The organism is Duganella sp. CF517, from assembly GCF_900110275.1.
In the GTDB taxonomy this organism is placed as follows: Bacteria; Pseudomonadota; Gammaproteobacteria; order Burkholderiales; family Burkholderiaceae_D; genus Rugamonas.
Window position 1 is genome coordinate 388967 of record NZ_FODC01000003.1, and the last position, 26119, is coordinate 415085.

The 26119-nt window shown below is 63.8% G+C and carries 23 protein-coding genes; 14 read left to right on the forward strand and 9 right to left on the reverse strand.

From position 1 onward, the window contains the following. Window positions 1-93: 93 nt before the first annotated feature. The 5 genes from BMX85_RS13395 (at window position 94) to BMX85_RS13415 (ending at window position 5085) form a co-directional block, all read left to right on the forward strand. Window positions 94-690 (forward strand): CHAP domain-containing protein, encoded by a 597-nt coding sequence (locus BMX85_RS13395; RefSeq protein WP_090318593.1) that lies wholly within the window; start codon window positions 94-96, stop codon window positions 688-690. Between the two features lie 268 nt (window positions 691-958). After that, window positions 959-1810 (forward strand): aldo/keto reductase, encoded by an 852-nt coding sequence (locus BMX85_RS13400; protein ID WP_090318596.1) that lies wholly within the window; start codon window positions 959-961, stop codon window positions 1808-1810. A gap of 10 nt (window positions 1811-1820) precedes the next feature. Next, the gene (locus tag BMX85_RS13405) at window positions 1821-2942 is read left to right on the forward strand and encodes an aldo/keto reductase (RefSeq protein WP_090318599.1); all 1122 of its coding nucleotides are present in this window, start codon (window positions 1821-1823) and stop codon (window positions 2940-2942) included. A 108-nt stretch (window positions 2943-3050) separates the two neighbouring features. Further along, the gene (locus BMX85_RS13410; RefSeq protein ID WP_090318602.1) at window positions 3051-4436 is read left to right on the forward strand and encodes an MFS transporter; all 1386 of its coding nucleotides are present in this window, start codon (window positions 3051-3053) and stop codon (window positions 4434-4436) included. A 55-nt stretch (window positions 4437-4491) separates the two neighbouring features. Next, window positions 4492-5085 carry a flavodoxin gene (locus tag BMX85_RS13415; RefSeq protein WP_090318605.1) on the forward strand — a complete coding sequence of 198 codons (594 nt, stop codon included), beginning with the start codon at window positions 4492-4494 and terminating at the stop codon, window positions 5083-5085. A gap of 10 nt (window positions 5086-5095) precedes the next feature. Here the strand turns inward: BMX85_RS13415 and BMX85_RS13420 are convergent, their stop codons facing one another. Further along, on the reverse strand, window positions 5096-5992 hold the full coding sequence (locus BMX85_RS13420) for a LysR family transcriptional regulator (protein WP_090318608.1): 897 nt from the start codon (window positions 5990-5992) through the stop codon (window positions 5096-5098). A gap of 268 nt (window positions 5993-6260) precedes the next feature. Here BMX85_RS13420 and BMX85_RS13425 point away from each other — a divergent pair, with 268 nt between their 5' ends. The 5 genes from BMX85_RS13425 (at window position 6261) to paoC (ending at window position 11391) form a co-directional block, all read left to right on the forward strand. Next, the gene (locus BMX85_RS13425; RefSeq protein ID WP_090318611.1) at window positions 6261-6752 is read left to right on the forward strand and encodes a (R)-mandelonitrile lyase; all 492 of its coding nucleotides are present in this window, start codon (window positions 6261-6263) and stop codon (window positions 6750-6752) included. Further along, complete coding sequence (locus BMX85_RS13430; protein ID WP_218147331.1) at window positions 6730-7518, forward strand: carboxymuconolactone decarboxylase family protein; 789 nt, start codon at window positions 6730-6732, stop codon at window positions 7516-7518. Before BMX85_RS13425 ends, BMX85_RS13430 begins: the two co-directional genes overlap by 23 nt. A gap of 12 nt (window positions 7519-7530) precedes the next feature. Next, complete coding sequence (paoA, locus tag BMX85_RS13435) at window positions 7531-8172, forward strand: aldehyde dehydrogenase iron-sulfur subunit PaoA (protein ID WP_090318618.1); 642 nt, start codon at window positions 7531-7533, stop codon at window positions 8170-8172. Continuing rightward, entirely contained in the window at window positions 8169-9128 is a 960-nt protein-coding gene (locus BMX85_RS13440; RefSeq protein ID WP_090318622.1) for an FAD binding domain-containing protein, read from the forward strand. The genes paoA and BMX85_RS13440 overlap by 4 nt, the downstream gene beginning before the upstream one ends. A 70-nt stretch (window positions 9129-9198) precedes the next feature. Then, entirely contained in the window at window positions 9199-11391 is a 2193-nt protein-coding gene (gene paoC, locus BMX85_RS13445) for an aldehyde oxidoreductase molybdenum-binding subunit PaoC (protein ID WP_090318625.1), read from the forward strand. 134 nt (window positions 11392-11525) lie between these two features. Here paoC and BMX85_RS13450 read toward each other — a convergent pair whose 3' ends face one another. The 6 genes from BMX85_RS13450 to BMX85_RS30085 all read right to left on the reverse strand — a co-directional run bounded on the left by BMX85_RS13450 (window position 11526) and on the right by BMX85_RS30085 (window position 17320). Then, on the reverse strand, window positions 11526-13721 hold the full coding sequence (locus BMX85_RS13450) for an OsmC domain/YcaO domain-containing protein (RefSeq protein ID WP_090318628.1): 2196 nt from the start codon (window positions 13719-13721) through the stop codon (window positions 11526-11528). Between the two features lie 163 nt (window positions 13722-13884). Beyond that, window positions 13885-14601 (reverse strand): arsenical resistance protein ArsH, encoded by a 717-nt coding sequence (gene arsH / locus BMX85_RS13455; protein WP_090318631.1) that lies wholly within the window; start codon window positions 14599-14601, stop codon window positions 13885-13887. 19 nt (window positions 14602-14620) lie between these two features. Then, window positions 14621-15901, reverse strand: a complete 1281-nt coding sequence (locus BMX85_RS13460) for an arsenic transporter (protein WP_090318634.1) — start codon at window positions 15899-15901, stop codon at window positions 14621-14623. A gap of 35 nt (window positions 15902-15936) precedes the next feature. Beyond that, window positions 15937-16431 (reverse strand): arsenate reductase ArsC, encoded by a 495-nt coding sequence (locus BMX85_RS13465; RefSeq protein WP_090318637.1) that lies wholly within the window; start codon window positions 16429-16431, stop codon window positions 15937-15939. A 35-nt stretch (window positions 16432-16466) separates the two neighbouring features. After that, on the reverse strand, window positions 16467-16775 hold the full coding sequence (locus tag BMX85_RS13470) for an ArsR/SmtB family transcription factor (RefSeq protein WP_090318640.1): 309 nt from the start codon (window positions 16773-16775) through the stop codon (window positions 16467-16469). Between the two features lie 50 nt (window positions 16776-16825). Continuing rightward, on the reverse strand, window positions 16826-17320 hold the full coding sequence (locus BMX85_RS30085; protein ID WP_143067974.1) for a hypothetical protein: 495 nt from the start codon (window positions 17318-17320) through the stop codon (window positions 16826-16828). A gap of 372 nt (window positions 17321-17692) precedes the next feature. On the opposite strand from BMX85_RS30085, the gene BMX85_RS13480 reads away from it, so the two are divergent. Then, window positions 17693-19135, forward strand: coding sequence for a pectate lyase family protein (locus tag BMX85_RS13480; RefSeq protein WP_090318645.1), 1443 nt, complete (start codon window positions 17693-17695; stop codon window positions 19133-19135). Window positions 19136-19261: 126 nt separating this feature from the next. Here BMX85_RS13480 and BMX85_RS13485 read toward each other — a convergent pair whose 3' ends face one another. Further along, entirely contained in the window at window positions 19262-19954 is a 693-nt protein-coding gene (locus BMX85_RS13485; RefSeq protein WP_090318648.1) for a cation efflux transmembrane domain-containing protein, read from the reverse strand. 62 nt (window positions 19955-20016) lie between these two features. On the opposite strand from BMX85_RS13485, the gene cadR reads away from it, so the two are divergent. The 3 genes from cadR (at window position 20017) to BMX85_RS13500 (ending at window position 24717) form a co-directional block, all read left to right on the forward strand. Continuing rightward, on the forward strand, window positions 20017-20430 hold the full coding sequence (gene cadR / locus BMX85_RS13490) for a Cd(II)/Pb(II)-responsive transcriptional regulator (protein WP_090318650.1): 414 nt from the start codon (window positions 20017-20019) through the stop codon (window positions 20428-20430). A gap of 45 nt (window positions 20431-20475) precedes the next feature. Then, on the forward strand, window positions 20476-22245 hold the full coding sequence (locus tag BMX85_RS13495; RefSeq protein WP_090318653.1) for a tetratricopeptide repeat protein: 1770 nt from the start codon (window positions 20476-20478) through the stop codon (window positions 22243-22245). 102 nt (window positions 22246-22347) lie between these two features. Next, complete coding sequence (locus BMX85_RS13500; RefSeq protein WP_090318657.1) at window positions 22348-24717, forward strand: acyl-CoA dehydrogenase; 2370 nt, start codon at window positions 22348-22350, stop codon at window positions 24715-24717. Here BMX85_RS13500 and BMX85_RS13505 read toward each other — a convergent pair whose 3' ends face one another. After that, entirely contained in the window at window positions 24718-26115 is a 1398-nt protein-coding gene (locus BMX85_RS13505; RefSeq protein WP_229210440.1) for a glycoside hydrolase family 5 protein, read from the reverse strand. Between the last annotated feature and the right edge of the window lie 4 nt (window positions 26116-26119).

Below are 26119 nucleotides of genomic sequence, written 5' to 3' on the forward strand. Positions count from 1 at the left end.
TAGTACAACCTCGACGCAGCGTCGATAACGTGTTGACGGGATGGCCAAGTCCGCCAGGCAGGCGCATAGTGGGCAATTTTTGGAGGGATTTCGATGATCACCGCACAACAAGTCCTCACGCGCGCCTTGTCGGCCCGCGGCCACGCCATCCTGTACTGGATCGGGCAGGGCGGGCGCGATCCGGGCGCCGCGCTGCCATCGAACCCGGTACGGGTCGCACAGGCGTGGGCAAGCCTGGATGCGGCCGACCAGCAGGCGCTCGCGCCACTGGCCCAGGCCATGGGCATCGACGTCCACGATCCGGCGCTGGTGCGCGATGCGTGCGACTGCAGCGGCTTCGTCTGCTGGGCGCTCGGGTTCGCGCGCGTTCTGCCCGGGGCCGGCGGCGACGCCTGGATCAATACGGACAGCATATGGGCCGATGCCAAAGGACCGCAGCGGCGTTTTGAGGAGATCGCCCGGGCGCGCCCGGGGGCGCTGGTGGTGTACCCGAAGCAGGGCAGCGACGAACGCTACGGGCACGTCGCCGTCGTCGTCGAGGCCGACGCGGACGGACACGCGACGCGCATCATCCATTGTTCGGCCGACAACATCAAGAACGAACCCCACGACTCCATCAAAATCACGTCGGCGGACAAGTTCACCGCGCAGCAAAACAGCATCTATGCCTGGTGCCGGGGCGTCGAGTGAGGGTGTGCTTCACGATTGATTAGTTCTACTAATAGAGACATGCCGATTAGAGCGGGTTATCAATTCAATCGAATGGATTTAACCTGTACACATCGCATACTCATTAGAGAGCAACATGCAACAACTTGAACTCTGTTGCTGCGGGAGGCGTGACGCTGTCCGACACGGCCGATGCCTACGGCGCCAACGAAGGACTGCTTGGCGAGGCACTGGCACCTTTCCGTGACCAAAAACTGATCGATCGCTAACACCATCCAAGGGACATATCATGGAACACGTCACACTCAACAACGGCTTGGTTATGCCGATCCTCGGCTTCGGTGTCTTTCAGATTCCCGACCCCGCCGAATGCGAACGCACCGTTATCGATGCCATCGGCGCGGGTTACCGCCTGATCGACACGGCGGCCTCGTACCAGAACGAAGGAGCCGTTGGCACCGGCATCAGAAACAGTGGCGTCGCACGCGGCGACCTGTTTGTCACCAGTAAACTGTGGGTGCAGGACACCGGCTACGACAAGACGACACAGGCCATCGACAAATCGCTCGCTCGCTTGCGGATGGAGTACCTCGACCTGTTCCTGATCCACCAGCCGTACGGCGACATCCACGGTTCCTGGCGCGCGATGCAGGACGCCTGCAAGGCGGGCAAGCTGCGCGCCATCGGCGTCTCCAACTTCGCGCCGGATCGTTTGATGGACCTGATCGCCTTTAACGAGATCACGCCGGCAGTCAATCAAATTGAAATCAATCCCTTCCACCAACAGGGAGACGCGACAAAATTCATGGCGGCGAGCAAGGTCCAAGCCGAAGCCTGGGCACCGTTCGCCGAGGGCAAGAACGATCTGTTCCACAATCCGGTGCTGGCCGGGATTGCTGCGAAGTATAACAAATCGATCGGTCAGGTGGTGTTGCGGTGGCTGGTGCAGCGCGGAATCGTGGCGCTGGCTAAGACGGTCAAGCGCGAGCGTATGGAAGAAAACTTGAATGTATTCGATTTCGCGTTGAGCGACGAAGACACCATGGCGATCGCTACGCTAGAAACAGGCAACAGCAGCTTCTTCTCGCACCAGGACCCGGAAATGGTCAGATGGATGGCGAGCCGCAAGCTCGACATCTAAGGAGAACGCCATGACCGATAAACCAAGCTCCCGCCGTGGTTTTATCGCGGCCGCCGCGAGCGTCGCCGCCGTGCCGTTTGTGGGCAAAGCTCAACCGACCAACACGACCGTTCCAATGGTGGCGGGCCGCCGCAAGTTGGGCACGATGGAGGTATCCAGCATAGGGCTGGGCGCGCAGAACATGAGTCGCACGTACCAAACCCTCATTCCAACGCGCGCGGACATGCACCAGATCCTGCGCACCGCGTTCGACAGTGGCGTGACTTTCTTCGATGCGGCCGAAGCTTACGGCCCACACGAAGTCGAGCGCATCCTGGGCGAAGGGGTCGCGCCGTTCCGCAACCAGGTCGCCATCGCGTCGAAATTCGGCTGGAATATCGACCTCGAAACGGGCCAGCGCCTGCCTGGCTTGAACAGCCGGCCGGACCACATCAAACGGGCGGTCGAGGGCATGCTTAAGCGCCTGAACACCGACCGTATCGATCTGCTGTACCAACACCGCGTTGATCCTGCGGTGCCGATCGAGGACGTGGCCGGCGCCGTCGGGGATCTGGTCAGACAAGGCAAGGTCCTGCATTGGGGCCTGTGCGAAATGGGCCTGAACACCCTGCGCCGCGCACATGCGGAATTGCCCGTCACAGCGGTACAAAACGAATACTCGATGCTGTGGCGCGGACCGGAAGACGGCGTGCTCGATACCTGCCAGGAACTAGGCATCGGCTTCGTACCCTGGAGTCCGCTCGGCGTGGGTTTCCTGACCGGCGCGATCGACACCAACACCCGTTTTGCCGAAGGCGACATCCGCAAAGTCGAGTCGAGGTTCGAAGGCGCCAACCTTGCGGCGAACATGGCGCTGGTAGCGCTGCTGAAAAAATGGTCCACCCGCAAGCATGCGACACCCGGGCAGATCGCCCTGGCGTGGCTGCTGGCGCAAAAACCGTGGATCGTGCCTATACCGGGCACGACACAGATGGCCCACATGCTGGACAACGTGGCGGCGACCGGCATTCGGTTCAGCGTTGCCGAACTGGCGGAACTCGATGGGGCGGTTCGCGCCATCAAGGTGCGGGGCGCGCGCCTGCCCGATGCCGTGTTGGCGTTTTCCGGCGTCGATGCGGCGCCAAAGCGTTAAGGTGAGCACGCAACCAGCGCGGCGCGGCAGTACCGGCGTGAATGAAATTATTGGTACAAATGGGAGCAGCCTACAGTGTCTCCTGGGTCACTGTCTGAAAATCTTCTTATGTCCACATCCTCCACAATGCCACACAAAGCCGCCATTCTTGCGATCATCCTGGTCAGCTACGTGATGATTGTGCTCGACACGTCCATCGTGCTCACGGGCCTGCCTAGTATTCACCGCGATCTGGGCTTTACGGATAACGGCCTGGCCTGGGTGCAAAGCGCGTACACCCTCACCTTTGGCGGCTTCCTGCTGCTGGCGGCGCGCGCTGGCGACATCGTGGGGCGGCGTCGCATGCTGGTGCTCGGGTTGGCCGTGTTCACGCTGGCCTCGCTCATGATCGGCATGGCGCCTTCTCCGAGTTGGATGGTGGGCGCGCGCGCAGTGCAGGGGCTCGGTGCCGCCATCCTGGCGCCGTCCACATTGGCGCTGCTGCAAACCACGTTTGCGGATGGCGCCGAGCGCACGCGCGCGGTGTCGTATTACAGCGCTGTAGCGGGAATTGCCGCCAGCGTGGGACTGGTGCTCGGCGGCGTGCTTGCCGACTGGTTGTCCTGGCGCGTGGGCTTCTTTATCAACCTGCCAATCGGCATCGCCATGATCTGGGCGGCGCTGCGCTATATCAACGAGAGCCCGCGCAACAGTGGGCACTTCGACGCCATCGGCGCGCTCGCCTCGACCGCCGGCATGAGCGCGCTGGTGTACGGCATGATCCGGTCGGCGAGCGCCGGCTGGCGCGATTCAACCACCCAGGGCGCGGTGGCGGGCGGGGTACTGCTGCTCATCGCGTTCATCCTCAACGAGCGTCACGCCGCGCAGCCGATCATGCCGCTCCGGCTGTTTTCGGTGCCGGCGCGCGCGGCGGCCTATGGTGCCCGCTTGCTGTTCCTGGGCGCTATGATAGGGTTTTTCTTTTTCACCACCCAGTATCTGCAAACGGTGCTCGCCTACCGGCCCGCGATCACTGGCCTGGCATTCCTGCCAATGACAACCGTTAATTTTGCGGTGGCGCTGCAAGTGCCGCGCTTCACCGCCCGGTTCGGTAACGGCCGCCTGCTGGCCGCAGGCCTTGCGATAGGCGCGGTCGGTATGGCGTGGTTGAGTCAGGTGTCGTCCAGCCACAACTACGTACTGGCGGTGGCGTTGCCTATGGTATTGATCGGCATCGGCCAAGGATTGACACTGAGCCCGTTGACCGCCGCCGGGATGCTGGGGGTGCCGGCACCGGATGCCGGCGCGGCGTCGGGCGTGGTGAACGTGGCACATCAGCTGGGGAACTCGCTGGGGCTGGCGGCGCTGGTTGCTGTCGCTGCTTATCGAGCGGATGCCGCGACCGGCACGACGTTGTTGCTACACCGTGTCAATACCGCATTGGCCTGTTCAGCCGGCCTGCTGGTGTTGGCGTTGTTGCTGGTCGCGGCATTTATTTTTCCAAAAAAACAGTAAGCAGTCGATCATGGATTACGAGAACCGAACGCCAGCCGATATCCGAGGGGATAACATGAACATCGACAATCCATCGCGCCGTATGCTGATGACAGCCATGGCGGCATTGCCCATGGGCGAGGCGGTCGCCGCCGCCGATAACGAAGCGGGAGGCGCGACCGGGAAGGGGCGCCCGCGCACACTGGTGGCGTTCCTGTCGCGCTCGGGCAACACACGGGTGCTGGCGGGTGTGATCCACCGTGCCGAGCTTTCGGACCTGTACGAGATCCGCGCCGCGCGCGCCTATCCCGACGATTATTTCGACACCGTGGAGCAGGCCCGCCAGCAGCGCGACACGGGCTACCTGCCGGCGTTGCGCGACGGGCCGCCCAATATGGCGCAGTACGATAAGGTGTACCTCGGCTTTCCGGTCTGGGGCGAAACCCTGCCGCCGCCGGTGCGCAGCTTCCTGTCGCGGATCGACCTGCGCGGCAAGACGGTGGTGCCGTTTATCACCCACGGTGGCTACGGGGCAGGGAAGAGCGCGGCCGAGCTGGCCAAGCGCGCGATAGGGGCCATGCTGAAACCGCCGTTGGTGATGGAAGCGGACCAGGAGCGGCGCACCACCACCGAAGTGTTGCAGTGGCTGGGGAAACCGGTGCCGCGCTAATCCCGGCGTCTCAGGCCGGTTGGTACCGCACGGCGTCAAGAAACAAAGCGAAAGCGGCCGAGGGATGGCGCCGGCTCGGGTAGTAGAGCCGGTAGCCCGGATAGGCCGGGCACCACTCATCGAGCGTCCTTACCAGCCGTCCGGACGCCAGGTGCGCCGCGACCTGGTCTTCCGGCACATACGCCAAGCCCAGTCCGTCGAGGGCCGATAGAACACGCATGGCCAGGTTGTTGACCACCATCTGTCCATCCACCTTGACCTTCACTTCACGGCCATCCTTTGCGAATTCCCAGGTGAAGATCGATCCGTGCGTTGGCAGTCGCATGTTGATGCAGTTGTGGCGGGTGAGGTCGGCTGGCGTTTGCGGCGCCGGATGCCGCTCGAAATACGCGGGCGAGCCCACCACGGCCCAGCGCAAGTCGGGGCCGATACGCACCGCGATCATGTCTTTGTCCACCTGGTCGCCGAGACGCACCCCGGCGTCGAAACGCTCGGCAACGATATCCGCCATGCGGTTCTCGGCGTGGATTTCCACTCGGATGTCGGGGTAAATCGGCAGCAGCTTGTTCAATACCGGCTGCAACACGCTCAGCGCGGCGTGCTCACCTGCGCTGACCCGGATCGTGCCGGCTGGCAACAAACGCCGTTCGCTGAGCGCGGTCAGCTCGGTCTCGATCTCCTCACAGCGCGGCGCGATGCTGGTCATGATTTGACGGCCCGCTTCGGTGGGGGAGACGCTGCGCGTCGTGCGGACCAACAGCGGTATGCCAAGGCGCTGCTCAAAAGCGCGCACGGTCTGGCTCAGTGCCGATTGCGATACACCTAGCTTGGCTGCCGCGCGCGTAAAGCTGCCTTCGCGCGCGACAGCGATGAACGCGAGGATGTCATTGAAATTAGTCAGTGCCATGTTGTGATTGAGCAGACGGTGCGAGTGAAGTAACGGTAGCGGCCACTCTACCATGGGGGCGCCTCAACCGTTTCGCGCCCATCGCGGTTGGTCCGGCCGCTCCCCATCCCGCCCACCGGCCTACCGCAGTCGACAACTGGCCGCGCCGCCGCTGATTGATCAGCTGTGCTTATAAGCCCATGCGCTTTTCCGCCCTAGCCGCACGATAGCGCACCGACTACATTGGAGCTCTTGCAAGCTGAAAATGTTCGATGGAAGGAAATCACGCATGACCACACGTCTGTGGCGCACGTTTGCCCTCGGGGCGGTATTGCTTGCCAGCCTGGCCCAGGCCCGACAACCAGCTGTGTCGGCGCCGGCGCAGCGCATTACAAAGTCGGGCACGGTGGCCGCCATCGCCGGTCCGACCGCGAGTTTCACGGGGAGGGTGCGGGTCGACCCGCTCACCGCCGCCAACGAGTCGATCAACGCGTCCACCGCTTACGTGACGTTTGAGCCGGGCGCGCGCTCGGCATGGCACACGCACCCGCAAGGCCAATACCTCGTCGTGACCGCCGGGGCGGGTCTGACCCAGGAATGGGGCAAACCGCTGCAGCAGTTGAGCGCGGGCGACGTGGTGTGGTGCCCGCCGGGCGTCAAGCACTGGCACGGCGCCGCGCCGACCACCGCGCTGACCCACATCGCCATCACCGGAAACCAAGGGGGCAAGAGCGTCCAATGGGAGGAAAAGGTTGGTGATGAACAATACCAGTCCCGCTGACAGGTCGACATCAGGCCAAGCCGGCGCGGCCCTGTTGTCCACGGCGCTGGCCGCGTTGCTCGCGCTGGCCCCCGCAGCGCCCGCTGGCGCCGCGCAACCAGAGAAGGCGCCCATGCAGACGGACATCGCTCCATCCCGGCTTTCGGCCAAGCAGCAGGCAATCGGACCGATCGCTGCCTTCGCGTCCACCGGCGACCTGGTACGCCTGGCCAGCGCGCTCGACAGCGGCCTTGACGCCGGCCTGTCCGTGGGCGACTGCAAGGAAATCCTGGTGCAGATGTACGCCTATGCCGGTTTCCCACGCAGCCTGAACGCGCTGGGCGTGCTGATGAAAACCGTGGACACGCGCAAGCGGCGGGGCATCAACGACCCGGAGGGCGACGGTCCCGGCCCGGTTCCCGTTGGCGACGCGCTGCTGGCTGCGGGTACCGCGAATCAAACCAAGCTGACAGGCGCCCCGGTCAAAGGCCCCGTCTTCGACTTCGCTCCCGCCATCGACCAGTATCTGAAGACACATTTGTTCGGCGATATTTTTGCGCGCAACAACCTCGACTGGCAAAGCCGCGAACTGGCCACCGTGGCCGCACTGGCGGCCATGAACGGCGTGGAGCCGCAACTGCTGTCGCATGTGCGCGTGAGCCTGTACCAGGGGCTCACGCCCCCGCAACTGCGCCAGTTCGCCGATGTCCTGGCCGAACGTGTGGGCCACGAGGCCGCGGCGCGTGCACGCGCCGCGCTCGATCAACTATCACCTGCCAACCAATAAAGGAAGCGACGCATGGACCATTTCAGCGAACTCAAACTCACCCGGCGGGACTTGCTGAAAGCGGGCGCCGTTTCGGCCACGGCCGTGGTGCCGTCGCCGGCCGGCGCCAGGACGGCCGCGGCCACCAAGGCTGCGCCACCGGTGCCGGCCAAGGTCGCACTCACCGTCAACGGCCAGCGCCACCAGCTCGAGCTCGACACCCGCACCTCCTTGCTCGACGTATTGCGCGAACACCTGCACTTGACGGGTACGAAGAAGGGCTGCGACCATGGCCAGTGCGGCGCCTGCACCATAATGCTCGATGGCAGCCGCATCAATTCTTGCCTGACGTTGGCCGTGATGCACGACGGCGCCACGATCACCACGATCGAGGGTCTCGGCACGCCCGGCAAGCTGCACCCGATGCAGGCCGCCTTCATCAAACATGATGGCTACCAGTGCGGCTACTGTACCCCGGGCCAGATCTGCTCCGCCGTGGCCGTGCTCGACGAAATCAAGCAGGGTGTTCCGAGCCACGCGAGCGCCAGCCTGACCACGCGGCCGCAGCTGTCGGCCGATGAGATCCGCGAACGCATGAGCGGCAATATCTGTCGCTGCGGCGCGTACTCCAACATCGTCGACGCCATTCTCGACGTCGCCGGAGGTGCGGCGTGAAGGCGTTCACCTACCAGCGCGCCGCCACCCCGGCGGCGGCGGCCGAGGCGTTCGTCCGCACGCCCGGCGCCCGCTTCATCGCCGGTGGCACCAACCTGCTCGACCTGATGAAGCTGGAGATCGACAGCCCGGCCCACCTGATCGACGTGAACGGCATCGGCTTCGACCAGATCGAGGCGACGCAAGAGGGCGGATTGCGCATCGGCGCGCTGGTGCGCAACGCCCATTTGGCGGCCGATGCCCGCGTCCGCAAAGATTACGGCGTGCTGTCGCGCGCGCTCTTGTCCGGCGCGTCCGGCCAGTTGCGCAACAGGGCGACCACCGCCGGCAACCTCCTGCAGCGCACGCGCTGCGCGTATTTTTACGACACCAACCAGCCGTGCAACAAGCGCGTCCCGGGAAGTGGTTGTTCGGCCATCGGGGGCGTAAACCGCCAGCACGCGGTGATCGGCGCCAGCGGCGCCTGCATCGCCACGCATCCGAGCGACATGGCGGTGGCCATGCGCCTGCTCGATGCCAGCGTGGAAACCATGCGCGCCGACGGCGCCCGGCGCGTTATTCCGATCGCCGACCTCTATCGCCAGCCGGGGGAGACGCCTCATCTCGAAACGGTGCTGCAACCCGGCGAGCTGATCACATCGGTGGTCTTGCCGCGTCCCTTGGGCGGCCTGCACATCTACCGCAAAGTGCGCGACCGCGCTTCGTATGCCTTCGCGCTGGTGTCCGTGGCGGCGGTGATACAGCCGGACGGCACCGGCCGCGCGGCCGTCGGCGGCGTGGCGCACAAGCCCTGGCGCGTCGAGGCGGCCGAGGCGCTGATGGGGCGGGGCGCCACGGCAATGGCCGCCGCCTTGCTGGCCGGCGCCCGACCGACCGAACAAAACGCGTTCAAGGTAACATTGGTCGAGCGCACTTTGAGCGCGGTGCTGGCTGCCGCGAAGCAGGGCGGTGCATGAAACCGGCAACGCCCGCCACCGTCGCCCCGCTCGATAAACCGCCGTCCCAACCATTAAGGCAAGGCTAACGATGAAATTCGACACCCCCGCAATCCGCAACCCGATCGACCGCTTGAAAGTGGTCGGCAAGGCCACCACGCGCATCGACGGCCCCCTCAAAACCACCGGCACGGCGCCTTACGCCTATGAGCACCGCGACGCGGCGAAGGGCGCTGCCTACGGCTACGTGGTGGGCGCGGGCATCGCCAAGGGGCGCATCGTCGGCATCGATCTGGCTGCGGCGCGCGCCGCGCCCGGCGTGCTGGCCGTCATCACCGCCGAGGACGCGGGCCGCCTGGACGTCGGCGGCTTCTACGTGGCCCGCGCCTTGGCCGGCCCCGACGTGGCCCACTACCACCAGGCGGTGGCGCTGGTGGTGGCCGAAACGTTTGAACAGGCGCGTGCGGCCGCCGCGCTGGTGCGGCCGCGCTATGCCGCCACCGCCGGTGCCTACGACCTCGGCGTGGAAAAGGACAGGCTAGCCAAGGTCCGGCCCGATCCTAAACTGTCATCGGCGGTGGGCGACTTCGACGGTGCCTTCGCGCGGGCGGACGTCACCCTCGACGCGATGTACACCACGCCAGATCAGTCGCACGCCATGTTGGAACCGCACGCGACAATCGCTGCATGGAGCGGCGACAAGCTCACGCTGCACACGGCGATCCAGCTGGTGGGCTGGGGGGTACGCGACATTGCCAAGATCCTCGGTATCCCCAAGGAAAACGTGCGCATCGTCGCGCCGTACGTCGGCGGCGGCTTCGGCGGCAAGGGTTCCATCCTCAGCGACGCCGTGCTGGCCGCGTTGGCGGCCAAGCGCATTGGGCGGGCGGTGAAGGTAACGCTGCAGCGCCCCCTCATGTTCAACAACACGACGCACCGGGCCGCCACCATCCAGCGCATCCGCCTGGGCGCCACCCGTGGGGGCAAGCTCACGGCCATTGGCCACGAAAGCTGGTCGGGCAATCTGGGCGACCGGCCCGAGGCGTCGACGGCGCCCACGCGTCTGCTGTACGCGGGGGCGAACCGCATGACGCGGCTGCAAGTGGCGCACCTGGACCTGCCCGAAGCGAGCGCGATGCGTGCGCCGGGCGAGATGCCGGGGATGATGGCGCTGGAAATCGCCATGGACGAACTGGCCGAAAAGCTGGGCATCGACCCTGTGGCCTTGCGGGTGATGAACGACACCCAGGTCGATCCGGAGTCGCCTGGCAAGCCGTACTCGCAGCGCCAGCTGTTGGCGTGCCTGGAACGCGGCGCCGCGCAGTTCGGCTGGAACCGGCGTAGCGCCAAGCCGGCCACCCGGCGTGAAGGGCGCTGGCTGATCGGCATGGGCATGGCGTCCGCCATCCGCGGCGCCCCGGTGGTGAAATCGGCCGCGCGGGTGCGCTTAAGCAGGGCTGGCACGCTGACGGTGGAAACCGACATGACCGACATCGGCACCGGCACGTACACCATCCTGGCGCAAACGGCGGCCGAAATGCTGGGCGTGGAATTGGGCAAGGTGGAGGTCTTGCTGGGGGATTCGCGCTTCCCGCACGGTGCGGGTTCGGGCGGCCAGTTCGGCGCGGCGTCGTCGACGGCAGGGGTGTACGCCGCCTGCGTCAGGTTGCGCGAGCTGGTGGCGGCGCGCCTGGGCTTGTCCGGCGTCGATATCGAATTTGCCAACGGCCGCGTGCGCGCCGGCGGCAACAGCCGGCCGCTAACGGACGCGGTCGCGGCCGGCGAGCTGGTCGGCGAGGATGCGATGGAGTACGGAGACCTGTCCAAAAAATTCGCGCAACAGACCTTTGGCGCGCATTTCGTCGAAGTAGCGGTGGACGCCGATACCGGCGAAATTCGCCTGCGCCGGATGCTGGCGGTGTGCGCTGCAGGGCGCATCCTCAACCCGATGGCGGCGCGCAGCCAGATCATTGGTTCGATGACCATGGGCGCCGGCGCGGCGTTGATGGAAGAGCTCGTGGTGGACAAGCGCGCGGGCTTTTTTGTCAACCACGACCTGGCCGGCTACGAGGTGCCGGTCCACGCCGACATTCCCCATCAGGAAGTGGTGTTTCTTGACGAGGTGGACGCGACGGCCGGGCCGCTCAAGGCCAAGGGGGTGGGAGAGCTGGGCATCACCGGCGTCCCGGCGGCAATTGCCAATGCCGTCTACAACGCCACAGGCGTGCGCGTGCGTGATTACCCGATCACCCTCGATAAGTTGCTGATGCAACTACCGGACTGACCGGGCTGGATTGCGAATTGGGAGGACGCATATCACGGTGGCGGCGGCGCTCGGTGCCGCTACCGTGCCTTCCTTCTAACTCCATTTGACATAATATAAATTATGCGAAATTGCGGCTGAAGCTTACCTCAAGGTCAAACCGCCGCCTTCGACCGCGCCGCATGCAATTTCTTGTAGCTGTCGATCAAACGCTCGTGCCGGTCCAAGCCCTCCAGTTTCATGCTCGTTGGCGTCAAACCGTAGAACCGCACGCTACCGTCCATCGATCCCAGCACCGCACCCATCCTCTCATCGCCGAACATGCGGCGGAAATTGACCACGTAGTCTTCCAGTTCCAGGTCGTCGTCCAGCTCCACCTCCAGCACCACGTTCAGGGCCTGATAGAACAGTCCGCGGTCGAGCGAGTTGTCGTTGTACTGCAGGAAGGCTTCCACCAGCTCTTTCGCCTCTTCGAACTGCTGCAAGGCCACGTTGATCAGCAGCTTCAACTCCAGCGTGGTCAACTGGCCCCATGGCGTGTTTTCGTCAAATTCGACGCCGATCAACGTGGCGATGTCGCCGTATTCGTCCAGCTCGTTATCGTCCAGACGTTCCAGCAGCGCCTCCAGCGCGGCATCATCCAGGCTATGCAAGTTCAACACATCGGCGCGGAACAACAGCGATTTGTTGGTGTTATCCCAGATCAGATCTTCCACCGGATACACTTCCGAGTAACCCGGCACCAGAATCCTGCACGCGGTCGACCCCAACTGGTCGTAGACGGCCATGTAGACCTCTTTGCCCATTTCTTCGAGAATGCCGAACAAGGTCGCGGCTTCATCGACATTGGAGTTTTCGCCGTGGCCGGAGAAATCCCATTCGACGAATTCGTAATCGGCTTTGGCGCTAAAGAAGCGCCACGACACGATGCCGCTGGAATCGATGAAGTGTTCGACGAAGTTATTCGGCTCTGTCACGGCGTTGCTGACAAACGTCGGCCGAGGCAAATCGTTCAAGCCTTCGAAGCTGCGACCCTGCAGCAATTCCGTCAGGCTGCGCTCCAGCGCCACTTCCAGGCTCGGGTGCGCGCCGAACGAGGCGAACACGCCGCCCGTGCGTGGATTCATTAACGTCACGCACATCACCGGATACGTGCCGCCCAGCGACGCATCCTTGACCAGCACCGGGAAGCCCTGCTCTTCAAGGCCTTTAATGCCGGCCACGATGCCGGGGTATTTCGCCAGGACTTCTTGTGGCACGTCCGGCAAGGCGATCTCGCCCTCCAGAATTTCGCGTTTAACCGCCCTCTCGAAAATTTCCGACAGACATTGCACTTGCGCTTCCGCCAGCGTGTTACCCGCGCTCATCCCATTGCTGACAAAGAGGTTTTCGACCAGGTTTGACGGGAAATATATGACCTCGCCATCCGACTGCCGCACGAACGGCAGCGAACAGATACCGCGTTCTTTATTACCCGAATTGGTGTCGTACAGATGCGAGCCGCGCAGCTCGCGGTCGGCATTGTAGATTTCCAGGCAGTACTCATCCAGGATTTCGGACGGCAGCGCATCTTTGCGGCCGGGCTTGAACCAACGTTCGTTCGGGTAATGGACGAAGGCGGCGTTGGCGATGTCTTCGCCCCAATACGCGCCCGCATAGAAATGATTGCAGTTCAGACGCTCGATATACTCGCCCAAGGCGGACGCCAACGCGCTTTCCTTGGTCGATCCCTTGCCGTTGGTGAAGCACATTGGCGAGTGCGCATCGCGGATATGCAGCGACCAGACGTTGGGTACGATATTGCGCCACGATGCGATTTCGATTTTGATGCCCAAGCCCGCCAAAACGCCGGACATGTTGGCGATGGTTTGCTCAAGCGGCAGGTCCTTGCCGACGATATAGGTGTTCGATTCGCCGGCCGGCTTCATGGTCAGCAACGCTTGGGCGTCCGCATCCAGATTCTCGACCTCTTCGATGACGAATTCGGGGCCGGCCTGCACCACTTTTTTGACCGTGCAACGGTCGATGGAACGCAGGATACCCTGGCGGTCCTTTTCCGAGATATCCGCCGGCAGTTCGACCTGGATCTTGAAAATCTGCTGATAGCGGTTTTCCGGATCGACGATATTGTTCTGCGACAGGCGGATGTTTTCAGTAGGAATATTGCGAGTTACGCAATACAATTTGACGAAGTAAGCGGCGCACAAGGCCGACGAGGCCAGGAAATAGTCGAACGGCCCGGGGGCCGAGCCATCGCCCTTGTAGCGAATCGGCTGGTCGACGATGACCGTGAAATCATCGAATTTAGCTTCAAGACGTAGCTTATCGAGAAAGTTGACCTTAATTTCCATGGGGATTTCCAATCTGGTGCGCAAAAATGAGTTGGCCGCCATTATCCGTTGTTTTGGCCGTGAGGCATAGGCCGTTGGCGGCTGCGCCCTGCCTTCGCCAGCGAAGTCTTGACCGGGCGCGGGCCACACCCGTAGTGCGCGGGTGGCCCCTCTTACGGCGCGCTCATATTTTTCCGACGGCAGCGTCGATCACTTTCATTTGCCGTTCGTTGCGTTCGCTGTAACGGTCCGTCAGGTAGTCGGACCGGCCGCGCAGTAACAGCGTCATCTTGAATAGTTCTTCCATCACATCGACCACGCGGTCGTAGTAGGCGGACGGCCGCATGCGCCCCGCGTCGTCGAACTCCTTGTACGCCATCGGCACCGAAGACTGGTTGGGAATGGTGAACATGCGCATCCATCGCCCCAGCAGGCGCAGCGTGTTGACCACGTTGAACGACTGCGAGCCGCCGCACACTTGCATCACCGCCAGGGTCCGTCCCTGGCTGGGGCGGATTGCACCCATCTCCAGCGGAATCCAGTCGATCTGGTTCTTCATCACGGCGGTGACGGCGCCGTGGCGTTCCGGGCTGCACCACACCTGGCCCTCGGACCACAGGCACAGGTCGCGCAACTCCACCACTTTCGGATGATCGTCCGCCACGCTCCCGGCCATCGGCAGTTCCATCGGATCGAAGATCGTGACCTCGGCGCCGAGGTGTTCCAGGATGCGGGCCGCCTCCTCGGTCAGGAAGCGGCTGAATGAGCGTTCCCGCAGCGAACCATACAGCATCAGGATGCGTGGCGGGTGGCTCTGGTCGCCGACCTGGGCCAGCTTGTCCAGCTTTGGCAAGTCGAGTTGCTCGGGATTGATGTTGGGCAGGTTGGTAATCTTTTCCATAGTTGGTCCGGGTTGTTGTTCAAGCGAGCCGCAACGCCAGCGCGGCCAAGGTGATTAATAGTACCGGCAAGGTCAGCACGATACCGACACGAAAATAGTAGCCCCACGATATTTTGATGTCCTTGCTCGACAGGACGTGCAGCCACAGCAAGGTGGCGAGGCTGCCGATCGGCGTGATTTTCGGACCGAGGTCGCTACCGATGACGTTGGCATAGATCATCGCCTCGCGCACCGCGCCCTGGGCCGTGGTCGCGTCGATCGACAGCGCGCCGATCAGCACGGTCGGCATATTGTTCATGACCGACGACAGCAACGCCGTGATCAAACCGGTCCCCAGCGCCGCGCCCCACACGCCGTGGCTGGCACATTGGTTCAGGACGCCGGTCAGGTAAGCGGTCAACCCGGCGTTGCGCAAGCCATACACCACCAGGTACATGCCGAGCGAGAAGACCACGATGTGCCAGGGCGCGTTGCGCAGCACGTCGCGCGTCGAAATCTTTTGGCCGCGCGCCGCGACCACCAGCAGCAAGACCGCGCCGGCCGCCGCGACAGCGCTGATCGGTACGCCCAGCTGGTCCAGCCAGAAGAAGCCCACCAACAGCAGGCCCAGCACCCACCAGCCGGTGATGAAGGTGGCGCGGTCGTGGATCGCCGCGTGCGGCGCCTTCAACTGGGCCAGCTCGTAGTCGGCCGGAATGTCCTTGCGGAAGAACCACATCAACGCGGCCAGGGTGGCGGCCACGGAGACCAGGTTGACCGGCACCATGACGGCGGCGTAGCGGGCAAAGCCGATGTCGAAATAATCGGCCGACACGATATTGACCAGATTGGACACCACCAGCGGCAGGCTGGCCGTATCGGCGATGAAGCCGGCCGCCATCACGAAGGCCAAGGTGGCCTTGGCGGAAAAGCGCAGCGCGCGCAGCATGGCGATGACGATCGGCGTCAGTATCAACGCCGCGCCGTCGTTGGCGAACAGCGTGGCAACGGCGGCGCCCAGCAGGACCAGCAGCACGAACAAGCGCGTGCCGCTACCGCGTCCCCAGCGCGCCACGTGCAGCGCGGCCCACTCGAAAAAGCCGGCCTTGTCCAGTAGCAAGCTGATGATAATCACCGCCACAAAGGTACCGGTGGCGTTCCAGACGATGTGCCACACAACGGGGATATCGGCGACATGGATCACGCCCGCCAGCAGCGCCACGGCGGCGCCGGCGGCCGCGCTCCAGCCGATGCCCAGCCCGCGCGGCTGCCAGATGACCAAAATCAATGTGGCAAGAAAAATCAACAATGCAGCAAGCACGGCAAGTCCTTGGTACTCAGGGGTACGGATTTGGGTTATGTGGTGATGCGGCCGATTTTGTCGAGCTCGGCTTTCAGTGCTGCTTTGTCGTTGGCCAGCCCGGCCAGCGGCAAAGCCAGGAACGCTTCGATGCGCGCGCGGATGATGCCGTAGGTCCGCTCGAACGCCGTGTCGATCTCCTCTTCCGTGCCGACCACGTGGCCGGGGTCGTCAACGCCCCAATGCGTGCGCGTCACCGGGCCCAGGTAGGCCGGGCAGGTTTCGCCGGCGGCGCTGCCGCACACGGTAACGACGACATCAGGAGTCACCGGGAGGTCGTTCCATGACTTGCTGAAGTAGCCCTCGGTCGAAATGCCCTTGCTGGCCAGCAGCGACACCGCGCGCGGGTGCAGCTGGCCTGCCGGGTGGCTGCCGGCACTGATCGCCTTTAGTCCGGCCGGCGCCAGGTGGTTAAACGTCGCTTCGGAGATGACGGAACGGCAGGAGTTGCCGGTGCAAAGGAAAAGGACGGTCTGGGCTTGTTCTTGCATGTGATTTCTCCGGGTTGGTTGGAAAGCGAATCTGTTCAGCAGCCGGCCGGGCCGCAGGGAACGCCGCCGCAGCAGTTCTCCGTCAGGTAGCCGATCAGGCCGTTCATGACGGCGACGTCGGCCGAGTAAATGACGAACCGCCCCTCGCTGCGCGACGTGATCAGCTTGGCGTGGGTCAGCTCCTTCAAGTGAAACGACAGCGATGACGGCGCGATGTCCAGATGCTCGGCGATCTTCGTGGCCGCCATGCCGCCAGGACCGATCTGCACCAGCAACCGGAAAATTGCCAGCCTGCTCTCCTGCGCGATGGCAGCCAGCGCCGCTAAAACGTCCTTGGTTTCCATAAGGCCTGCTTCCATAATTCGATAATGATTGAAATATCATAACGCGTTGATTACGATAATTCAAATAGTATCGAAGCATATTGACATCTTGATGACATCGACTTATTCTCGGCGACGGTGGTGGCCTCCCAACGTGGAGCCGGCACCGGCGGCCTGTTGTTCGAGGCACTCAAAGGGCTAGCGATGTCACGCGGCATCGGCACGCCGTACCTGCTGACGACCACCGCCACAGCGTTCTTCGCCCGACGCGGATTCACGGAATGCACCCGCGATGAGGTCCCCGCAGCGCTGCACTTCGCGCGAATTTCAGGGCGCGTGCCAATTGCGGCGCCATATCCGGCGCGATGGCCAAGGCCGCCGGCCCGATCGTGGCGGCGGCGATTTTGAGCGGCCACGCCAACCCGGCCGTCGTGCTGGTCATGGCGGGCGCGACGACCAAGCATCCACGCCGGTGCAATCTTGAGTGGCGAACTGGCTTGCAACTTGGTATGCGGCGTGACATAAATCCAACATTGCAAATTTCTTTCGCCAGGATTAGTATTCATTCATCGACGCCGATACGCGCCCATCCGGGTACGCCGGCGCCGGTTCCTTGACCTGCGCGAACTCGGCCCACCGCCCTCCTCGCAACGGCGACAGGTACGCAAGGTGCCTGTTTCAGCCATCGCCGTCCGGATGCTGAATGTTTGTCCGTACCCACCCAGTTGGAAAATGTCCGTCGCGACCCGCGGTGGCGGTCCGCCACCGGCTCCGGCCGGCATTGTTGTCGGCTTTCGATCGAACATCGAGATCGGAAATCGACCTCGCATTGCCTCAGGCAAGGCGCCCACACGCGGGTACGGATCGTAGCGCGAGCAGAAAACGAAGCGTTCACAAAAGAACGCACGCCGCACGTTACTTCCACATTGGAGACACGCATGAAACTCACAGTCCTCGCCGCCAGCATGCTGCTGGCCACTTCCGCGCAAGCGGCCATCGACGCCGCCACCCTGGTCGGCGCCAGCACGCCGCTGCAAACCGCCCAGTACGGCGTGCGCAATTACTCGGCCCCGGTGCTGGTCGACGGCAAGCACGCCCCCGCCGGCTACATGGCCGCGCCCAAGCTGCCGACCTGGCAGTTCGCGTCGGCCGATCCGACCGGCGGCGTGCTCTCCTTCGAGCGCCAGAGCGCGCCAGCCGCCGGCTGGCACGCCTGGTCGCGCAAGGGCAATGTGGTGGTGACGGGCGGCGGCTCGGCCAGCGCCAACCGCGTCTATACCGTCTACAACGGCCAGCAGTTGATCGCCGCTATCCAGCAGGCCGGCAACGAGCCTAAGATCATCCGCGTGATCGGCCACATCGATCTGCGCTGGAGCCAGAACAATACCGTCTTCCGTGAGTACACCAGCTATTCGGACCAGAAGTTCGGCGGCTCGATCAGCCTGCCGTCGAATACGACGCTGGTGGGTATCAACGATGCGCAAGGCCGGCCGGCGCGCATCAGCGGCACAGCGGTGCTGATCGGCGGCGAGCTGGCGCTGGCGCCTGGCGGCGATCCCGAGTCGGACTTCAAGAAGTGGATCGCCGACGGCAAAGACGGCGACGATTATCCAACCTGGACCCGCAACATCATCGTCCGCAACCTGGTGCTCGACACGCCGTGGGACGTCAATCCCGAGGATTCGGCCAACGCCTACGCCGACGGCATAACGCTGGGACGGGCGCAGAATATTTATATCGACCACCTGACAGTCAGCGACGGCGACACGCCCGATTCGATGGCCACCGGCACCTATAAAACCCGGCACGACGGCGCGCTCGACGTGGTGCGCGGCAGCGATTACGTCACCATCGCCAACAGCCTGTTTGCCAAGCACCACAAGACCACGCTGGTGGGCAACGGCGATTCCGGCCGCGCCTGGAGCGACGCCGGCCGCCTGCACGTGACGTTCGCGGGCAACTGGTGGAATGGCGCCACCACGCGCCTGCCGCTGAACCGCTTTGGCCAGGTGCACATGTTCAACAACGTCGTCACCGGCAGCACCACGACCACCAATTCTGACCTCAAGTTCGAAGGCGGCAGCGATGCCCGCTACCAGTCGAACATGCTGCTGCAGAACAACTACTACACCATCGAAGGATTGAAGGTGGAGGACTTCTGCGGCAAGGTCATCAAGGGTAAAAGCTTCCTCGGTTTCCGTTCGTCGGGGCATATTTTCAATAGCGACCGCTCGGGCGCCAGCGCGATCGATGGCCAGTGCGGATACGCGCAGCCCAGCGCGGCGAACTTGTGGACGCCGCCGTATGCGTACACGTTGCAGACGGCGGCGGCCGCGCAAACGGCGGTGCCGGCGAAGGCCGGCGCGGGCAAGCTGAACTAAGCGTTCGGCTACTCCTATCTGAACCGATCCAAACCCGCTCTGCACCGCGTAGGGCGGATTAGCGACGCGTAATCGGCCATGCATGCGCCGCCAGCGGCTCAACGATGGCCGATTACGGCGTCCCGCCTAATCCGCCCTACGTATTTCAGATATCTTTACCGCCACTGTGCGTGGTGTGGCTTCCGGCGCAGCTGTCGTTTGCGGGGCGTTGCGCATCTCCGCCCTCGCCTGCTTGATGACCTGGCGCGAGGCGCTCAGCGCCAGGCAGCCCATGATCAGCGCGACGCCGATGTCCGGCCAGCCGCTTTGCGTGCCGAACACGCCCAGCGCCGCCAGCATGACGGCGACATTGCCGATCGCGTCGTTGCGTGTGCACAGCCACACCGAGCGCATGTTGGCGTCGCCGTCGCGGTAGGCGTACAGCAGCAACGCGACCGTGCCGTTGGCGACCAGCGCCGCGAAGCCTATGCCGCCCATCATCACCGGCTCGGGAACCGGGCCCGACACGATATGCCACGCAGCCTTGCCGAGCACGAAGATGCCGTACGACCCCATCGTCGCGCCTTTGAACAGCGCCGTGCGCGAACGCCACATCAGCGTCGATCCCAGCACCAGCAAGGACAGCGCATAATTGCCGGCGTCGCCGAGAAAATCGACCGCGTCGGCCAGCAGCGCGACGGAGTTACTCGCCAGTCCACCGGCCAGCTCCACGCCGAACATCAACGCATTCACCACCAGCGCGATCCACAAGATGCGGCGATAACGCGGATCGACCACCGGCTTACCCGGCGTGCAAGCTCCCGAACAACAGTCAGACATGAGCGTTCCTTTCCTTGTATAGTCTCCATTAAAAACCCTGAAGTCACTACAAGGTCAAGCGTATGCAACAGGAACTGAAAATCGGTGAACTGGCAGCCGAAACCGGTTATACGGTCGAGGCGATCCGCTACTACGAACGCCAGGGGCTGCTGCCAGCGCCGGCGCGCTCCGGCGGCAACTACCGGCTGTATCGCGGCGCGCATCTGGATCGGCTGCGGTTCATCCGCCATTGCCGCTCGCTGGACATGGCGCTGGACGAGATCCGCAGCCTGCTGAACTTTCGCGATCATCCGGAGCAAAGTTGCGGTGCCGTCAACGCGCTGCTAGACCGGCACGTCGTCGAGGTAGCGGACCGCATCGCGCAGCTGCGCGACCTTGAGCAGCAACTGCTCGAATTACGGGGACTTTGCACCGATGTACAGACAGCGAAGGATTGCGCCATCCTGCAATGTCTTGGCAAAAATAGTTGTAAATAGATACATAGACTGTTATCGTACTGGAAAATTTTATACGAGACAGTCATGAACAACGCCATTCGTGCCGGTGCGCTTGCCGTGCTCGGCATCATCTCGATGTCCCACGCCGCCGCACAACAAAGCGAGTCGCCGCAAGTAACCCAGAGTGTCACCGTCGCCAACTACAAGAAGGCATCGCCGTGGTTCCTCGCCGAGAGCCAGCACTTCGTGGTCTACGCCGACACCAAGCGCGAAGCGGCGACCGAACTGCTGAACAATCTGGAGCGGCTCGATTTCCTGCTGCGCAGTTATACCAAGCCATACCGCAAGGCCAACAGCTCGGAACAGAAGCTGACGTTGTACTACCAGGACCGGGTCGAGGGGCTGAGCGGCATCGACGCCGCGCTGCCGGCCGACGCCATCGGCCTGTACAGCAGCTGCGCCGCGGGCGTGCAGGGCTTCGGCTTCCACCTCGGCGAAACGGCGGACAACGAAGGACTGTCCTATATCTTCGAAGCCTATACGCGCCACTTCATCTATCGCCACACCGATATCCGCGCGCCGGCCGCGTTCATCGACGGGTTCGCGCAATACTTCGCCAGCGTGCGTTTCACCGACGCGCAGATGATCGTCGGCAAAACGCCGCCGACTATCGCGCAGTATCTCGACTTCCTCGACGAGGGCCATCGCTACAGCCTGGACTACACCGACGTGCTTGCGAACCAGATCGCCACCGCCAAGAACTACGCCGGCGACGCCGGCGTGCGCCTGGAATTCGCCGCCAAGTCCTGGCTGCTGATGCACTACATGCTCGCCTCCGAAGACAACCGCGGCCGACTGAGTAAATACCTGAACTCGGTCTACCAGGGCAAGGACGCGGTGCCGGCCTTCGAGGGGGCCTTCGATCTGAAAGCGTCGCAGCTGGGCACCGAGATGTGGCGCTACCGCCGCACGTCCGTCAAGGTGTTGACGGTGGACGTGCCCTATCTGCCGGCCGCGACGGTCAACTTCACCGCGTTGCCGGAGGCGGCCAGCGACTTCATCATGCTCGACGCGGCGGTCAAGGCCTGTCCCGGCAAGGCGGCCGGCGAAGCGCTGCTGGGCAAGATCGCCGGCGAGGCCGGCAAGTTTCCGAAGAACGAATTCGGGCACATGACGTTGAGCCGGGCGCGCATCGCCTTCGGCGACCCGAAGCAGGCGCTGCCGTGGTTGACGCAGGCCATCGCCAAAAATGCCGGCAATTTCGACGCCGTATATCTTTCCGGGCTGGCGCACTTGCGGTTGGCCGAACAAAACAACGGCGCCGCGACGCCGGCCTACCTCCAGGCGGCGCAGCAACAGTTGCTCAATGCCCGCGAACTGAATCCGGAATCGGCGGACGCCGCCTACGCCTACTTCCGTGCCGAAGTGCTGGCACGGTCCGAATTGAGCGACACCGCGCTGGAGGGCGCGCTTACCGCCTGGCAGAGCGCGCGCGAGGTTGGCGTCTTCGCCCGATCGGCGGCGCTGGCGCACGCCTACCTGGGCAACACCTCGCAGGCGAAAATTTTGCTGAAGACGCTGGCCCTCAACACGCTAGATCCGAAAACCGCCACCTGGGCGACGACCTGGCAGCAAAAGCTGGCGGCGGGCCCAAGCCGCGACGATATTCTTGCCGAAATGCGCACCCAACAGGCCGGCCCGGCGTTCAAGGAGTGGACCATCGACACCAATAGCGTCATGGCGACGGTACGCTACAACGCCGGGCTCGACGCCGCCCAGAATTACCTGTTCAACCAGAGCGTTAATACGGGCAGCCCCGAAAAAGTGCTGATGTCGGTGCCAACCAAACGATAGCGCACAGGCGCGCATGGCGGTTTTCATAACTGTTATGCGCGTAAACGCACGGTAATTTCGCTTCCCGCGCAGTATGGTGCTCCAATAATAAAGGAGCACGATATGATCTTCTCTCTCTTCCTCGTGATACTGATCGGCGTTCCCGCCATCATACTGGCCACGCCGTCGCTGCGCCGCAGCCTGGTCACCCCGCACATTTTCGCGCTGTTCAAGCGCATCCTGCCGGCCATGTCCGACACCGAACGCGACGCACTCGAAGCCGGCACCACCTGGTGGGACGCCGACCTGTTCTCCGGCCGTCCCGACTGGAACAAGTTCATGAAGCTGCCGCGCCCGACGCTGACGGCCGAAGAGCAATCCTTCCTCGACCACGAAGTGCGCCACCTGTGCGAGCTGGTCGACGACTGGGAAGCGACCCAGGTTTGGCAGGGCTTGCCCGCGCCGGCGTGGCAGTACGCCCGCGACAAGGGCTTCCTCGGCATGATCATTCCGAAGGAATACGGCGGCAAAGCCTTCTCCGCCTACATGCACTCGCAGGTGGTGATGCAGCTGTCGACGCGCTGCTCGGCGCTGGCGGTGCAGGTCATGGTGCCGAACTCGCTCGGCCCGGCCGAACTGCTGCTGCACTACGGCACCGACGAACAGAAGAACTACTACCTGCCGCGCCTGGCCGCCGGCACCGAGATCCCCTGCTTCGCGCTGACCAGCCCCTATGCCGGCTCCGACGCCGCCGCGATCCCCGACACCGGCGTGGTCTGCATGGGCCAATTCGAGGGCCGCGAGACTTTGGGCCTGCGCATCACGTGGAACAAGCGCTATATCACCCTGGGGCCGATCGCCACCCTGCTCGGCCTGGCCTTCCGCGTGGTCGATCCGGACGGCCTGCTGCCGGCCGGCTCCAGCACCGGCATCACCTGCGCGCTGATCCCGACCAGCCATCCCGGCGTGGTGATCGGCCGCCGCCACTGGCCGCTCAACGCCGTGTTCCAGAACGGCCCGACCAGCGGCGATAACGTCTTCATCCCGATGGAATGGATCATCGGCGGACCGCGCCAGATCGGCAAGGGCTGGCGCATGCTGATGGAATGCCTGGCCGCCGGACGCGCGATCTCGCTGCCATCGGCCAGCGTCGGCACGGCCAAGCTGGCGGTGCGCGGCACCAGCGCCTATTGCGCGATCCGTCGCCAGTTCAAAACCTCGATCGGCAAGTTCGAAGGCGTGCAGGAGGCGCTGGCGCGCATGGGCGGCAATCTGTACATGATGGACGCCACGCGCAAGCTGTCGGCGCTGGCAGTCGACCTGGGTGAAAAGCCTGCCGTGATCTCGGCCATCGCCAAGTACCACGTCACCGAGCGCGGACGCGCCGTCGTCAACGACGGCATGGACATCCTGGGCGGCAAAGGCATTTGCATGGGACCGAGCAATTTCCTCGCCCGCGCCTACCAGCAGATTCCGATCGCGATCACCGTGGAAGGCGCCAACATCCTCACGCGCTGCCTGATCATCTTCGGCCAGGGCGCGATCCGTTCGCATCCCTATGTGCTGAAGGAGATGCAAGCGACCGCCGATACCGATCACCGCAAGGCGCTGCACGATTTCGACGCCGCCTTCTTCGGCCATATGCGCTTCGTCTGCGCCAACGCCGCGCGCGGCCTGTGGTACGGCCTGACCGGCGGCGCCACCGCGCCGGTGCCGGATCTGGCGGCCGGGGAAATGGCGCGCTACTATCGCGCCATCGGCCGCATGTCCACCGCGTTCGCGCTGATGACGGACGTGTCGATGTTCGTGCTGGGCGGGGAATTGAAGCGCCGCGAGCGTATTTCCGGCCGCCTTGGCGACGCGCTGTCGCAGATGTATCTGGCCAGCGCCACGCTGAAGCGCTACGAGGACGACGGCCGGCAGGTTGGCGACGCGCCGTACGTCCACTGGTCGGTGCAGGACGCGCTGCACAAGGCGCAGTTGGCGCTGGACGGCGTATTGGAGAACTTCCCCAACCGCCCCGCCGCCGTTCTGGCGCGCCTGCTGACGTTCCCGTTCGGCCTCCCATACTCGCCGCCGTCCGATGAATTGGGCAGCGCCGTGGCCAACGCCATGCAGACCGCCGGCGCGAGCCGCGAGCGGCTGCTGGCCGACGGCTTCCTGGCCGACGACCTGCGCGATCCGGTGGCCTGCGGGGAACTGGCGTTCGGCCTGCTGCCGCAGGTGGAAGCGGTCGAACACCGCCTCAAGCCGGCGGTGCGCGCCGGTCAGCTGGAAGGCATGCCGCAAAGCCTGCCGGAGATGGAACAATGGGTCACGCAGGCCGCCGCCAAGGGCCTGGTGACGCCGGAGGAACGCCGTGCACTTTCGGACTTCGCGCGCTTCACCGATCTGTCGGTGCACGTGGACGACTTCCCGCAAGACCTCAACGCCGCAGCCGACGCCGACAAGCGTTGGCGCATGTCGGCGAAGGAAAGCGCGGTCGAAGCGTGATTACTTTGCAGCGTTGACAATTCCGGTGACCACGTCCGGATAGGCCTGGGTGCCGGTCGAGCGATTGAACAATCCCGAGGCGTGGTTGCCGGTGAAACCGCTGTCCCAGTACACCGGCACCACGCCGCGCTTGAACGCCGCCTGGGTAATGTACTGATTCCACAGCTTGCGGTACTTACCGTTCGGATCGACATTGCTGCGCAAGTTGGCCGAGTATTCGCCCAGGATCACCGGTATGCCCTTGTCGATGAAGTTGGTTTTCATCTTCTGGAACTGTGCGTCGGTGAACGACTCGTTGGCCCAGGTTTCGGTCGCCGCCGGATTGGTGGCGCTGGCGCCCCACTGCCAGATGTTATCGCTCTCGCTCAAGGTGAAGTTGTACGGATCGTAGTAATGCACCTCCATCATCAAGCGGCTGGCGATCGAATCGGTCGGCATCGTCGCATTGCAGCCAACCGTGTAATCGATGTTGGTCAAATAGCCCTGCACCACCAGATGGCGCTGGGCGTTGTTGCCGCCGGTGGCGCGCACCGCGTTGACGAAGGTTTGGTTGAAGCTTTTCTGGACGGTGCAGTTTTCCGCCGTCGGCGCGCTGAACACCCCTTCGATATTGGTCTCGTTGGTACCGGCGAACAGCAGATAATCATCGTAGGTTTTGAAGGTATTGCCGATCTGGGTCCAGAACTTGTTGAGGCGCGAGTTCACCGCCGCCTGCTGGGTGAACGATGGCTGCATCCAGCCGCCATCCCAGTGGACGTTGATGATCACGTAAAGGCCTGCCGTCCGCGCGTAGTCGACCACCTGCTTCACGCGCGCAATCCAGCTGGCGCTGATGTTGTAGTTGGCGTCCGCATACTGGCTCCACGAAACCGGAATCCGCACGCTCTTGAAGCCGGCCGCCTTCACGCCGTTGAACAGCGCCTGGTTAGCTTGCGGATTGCCCCAGGCGGTCTCGCCGCCGATCGCCTCGAGCGAGTTACCCAGGTTCCACCCCGGCGACATCTGCGCCGACAATTGAAGGCTGGTCAGATTGCGCACGGCGCCGGAGCGCACCGCCGTCGCCGCGCCCGAATTGAAGGTGCCGCCGCTATTGGTGAACTTGACCCAGTACCAGTAGGGCGTGCCCTGGACCGGCGTGGCATCGGTATAGGTGGTGGCCGATGCCGCCAGAATCGCCACCCGGCTGCGGCCATTGGTGTCACTGTCGGTGTCGCGGTAGACCTGGACGCCGGTGACGGCGCCGCTGACGGTCCAAGTCAGTTTAACGTTGTCCGCCGTGCCGGTGGCGGTGAGGCACACGGTTGCGCCGCCCCCACTGCCGCAGCTTTGCGCCTGCGCGAGCGGCCCCGCGCCCAACGCGAGGAGAAATAGCACCATCGATAACAAGGGTTTCATCATGTGA

Bases quoted from the DNA above. Each gene is read 5' to 3' on its own strand.
- BMX85_RS13480 (WP_090318645.1), top strand. From the start codon at position 17,693: ATGAAACTCACAGTCCTCGCCGCCAGCATGCTGCTGGCCACTTCCGCG.
- paoC (WP_090318625.1), top strand. From the start codon at position 9,199: ATGAAATTCGACACCCCCGCAATCCGCAACCCGATCGACCGCTTGAAA.
- cadR (WP_090318650.1), top strand. From the start codon at position 20,017: ATGCAACAGGAACTGAAAATCGGTGAACTGGCAGCCGAAACCGGTTAT.
- BMX85_RS13420 (WP_090318608.1), bottom strand. From the start codon at position 5,992: ATGGCACTGACTAATTTCAATGACATCCTCGCGTTCATCGCTGTCGCG.
- BMX85_RS13395 (WP_090318593.1), top strand. From the start codon at position 94: ATGATCACCGCACAACAAGTCCTCACGCGCGCCTTGTCGGCCCGCGGC.
- BMX85_RS13505 (WP_229210440.1), bottom strand. From the start codon at position 26,115: ATGATGAAACCCTTGTTATCGATGGTGCTATTTCTCCTCGCGTTGGGC.
- paoA (WP_090318618.1), top strand. From the start codon at position 7,531: ATGGACCATTTCAGCGAACTCAAACTCACCCGGCGGGACTTGCTGAAA.
- BMX85_RS13465 (WP_090318637.1), bottom strand. From the start codon at position 16,431: ATGCAAGAACAAGCCCAGACCGTCCTTTTCCTTTGCACCGGCAACTCC.
- BMX85_RS13415 (WP_090318605.1), top strand. From the start codon at position 4,492: ATGAACATCGACAATCCATCGCGCCGTATGCTGATGACAGCCATGGCG.
- BMX85_RS13400 (WP_090318596.1), top strand. From the start codon at position 959: ATGGAACACGTCACACTCAACAACGGCTTGGTTATGCCGATCCTCGGC.
- arsH (WP_090318631.1), bottom strand. From the start codon at position 14,601: ATGGAAAAGATTACCAACCTGCCCAACATCAATCCCGAGCAACTCGAC.
- BMX85_RS13410 (WP_090318602.1), top strand. From the start codon at position 3,051: ATGTCCACATCCTCCACAATGCCACACAAAGCCGCCATTCTTGCGATC.
- BMX85_RS13500 (WP_090318657.1), top strand. From the start codon at position 22,348: ATGATCTTCTCTCTCTTCCTCGTGATACTGATCGGCGTTCCCGCCATC.
- BMX85_RS13470 (WP_090318640.1), bottom strand. From the start codon at position 16,775: ATGGAAACCAAGGACGTTTTAGCGGCGCTGGCTGCCATCGCGCAGGAG.
- BMX85_RS13425 (WP_090318611.1), top strand. From the start codon at position 6,261: ATGACCACACGTCTGTGGCGCACGTTTGCCCTCGGGGCGGTATTGCTT.
- BMX85_RS13485 (WP_090318648.1), bottom strand. From the start codon at position 19,954: ATGTCTGACTGTTGTTCGGGAGCTTGCACGCCGGGTAAGCCGGTGGTC.
- BMX85_RS13450 (WP_090318628.1), bottom strand. From the start codon at position 13,721: ATGGAAATTAAGGTCAACTTTCTCGATAAGCTACGTCTTGAAGCTAAA.
- BMX85_RS13430 (WP_218147331.1), top strand. From the start codon at position 6,730: ATGAACAATACCAGTCCCGCTGACAGGTCGACATCAGGCCAAGCCGGC.
- BMX85_RS13405 (WP_090318599.1), top strand. From the start codon at position 1,821: ATGACCGATAAACCAAGCTCCCGCCGTGGTTTTATCGCGGCCGCCGCG.
- BMX85_RS13495 (WP_090318653.1), top strand. From the start codon at position 20,476: ATGAACAACGCCATTCGTGCCGGTGCGCTTGCCGTGCTCGGCATCATC.
- BMX85_RS30085 (WP_143067974.1), bottom strand. From the start codon at position 17,320: ATGAATACTAATCCTGGCGAAAGAAATTTGCAATGTTGGATTTATGTC.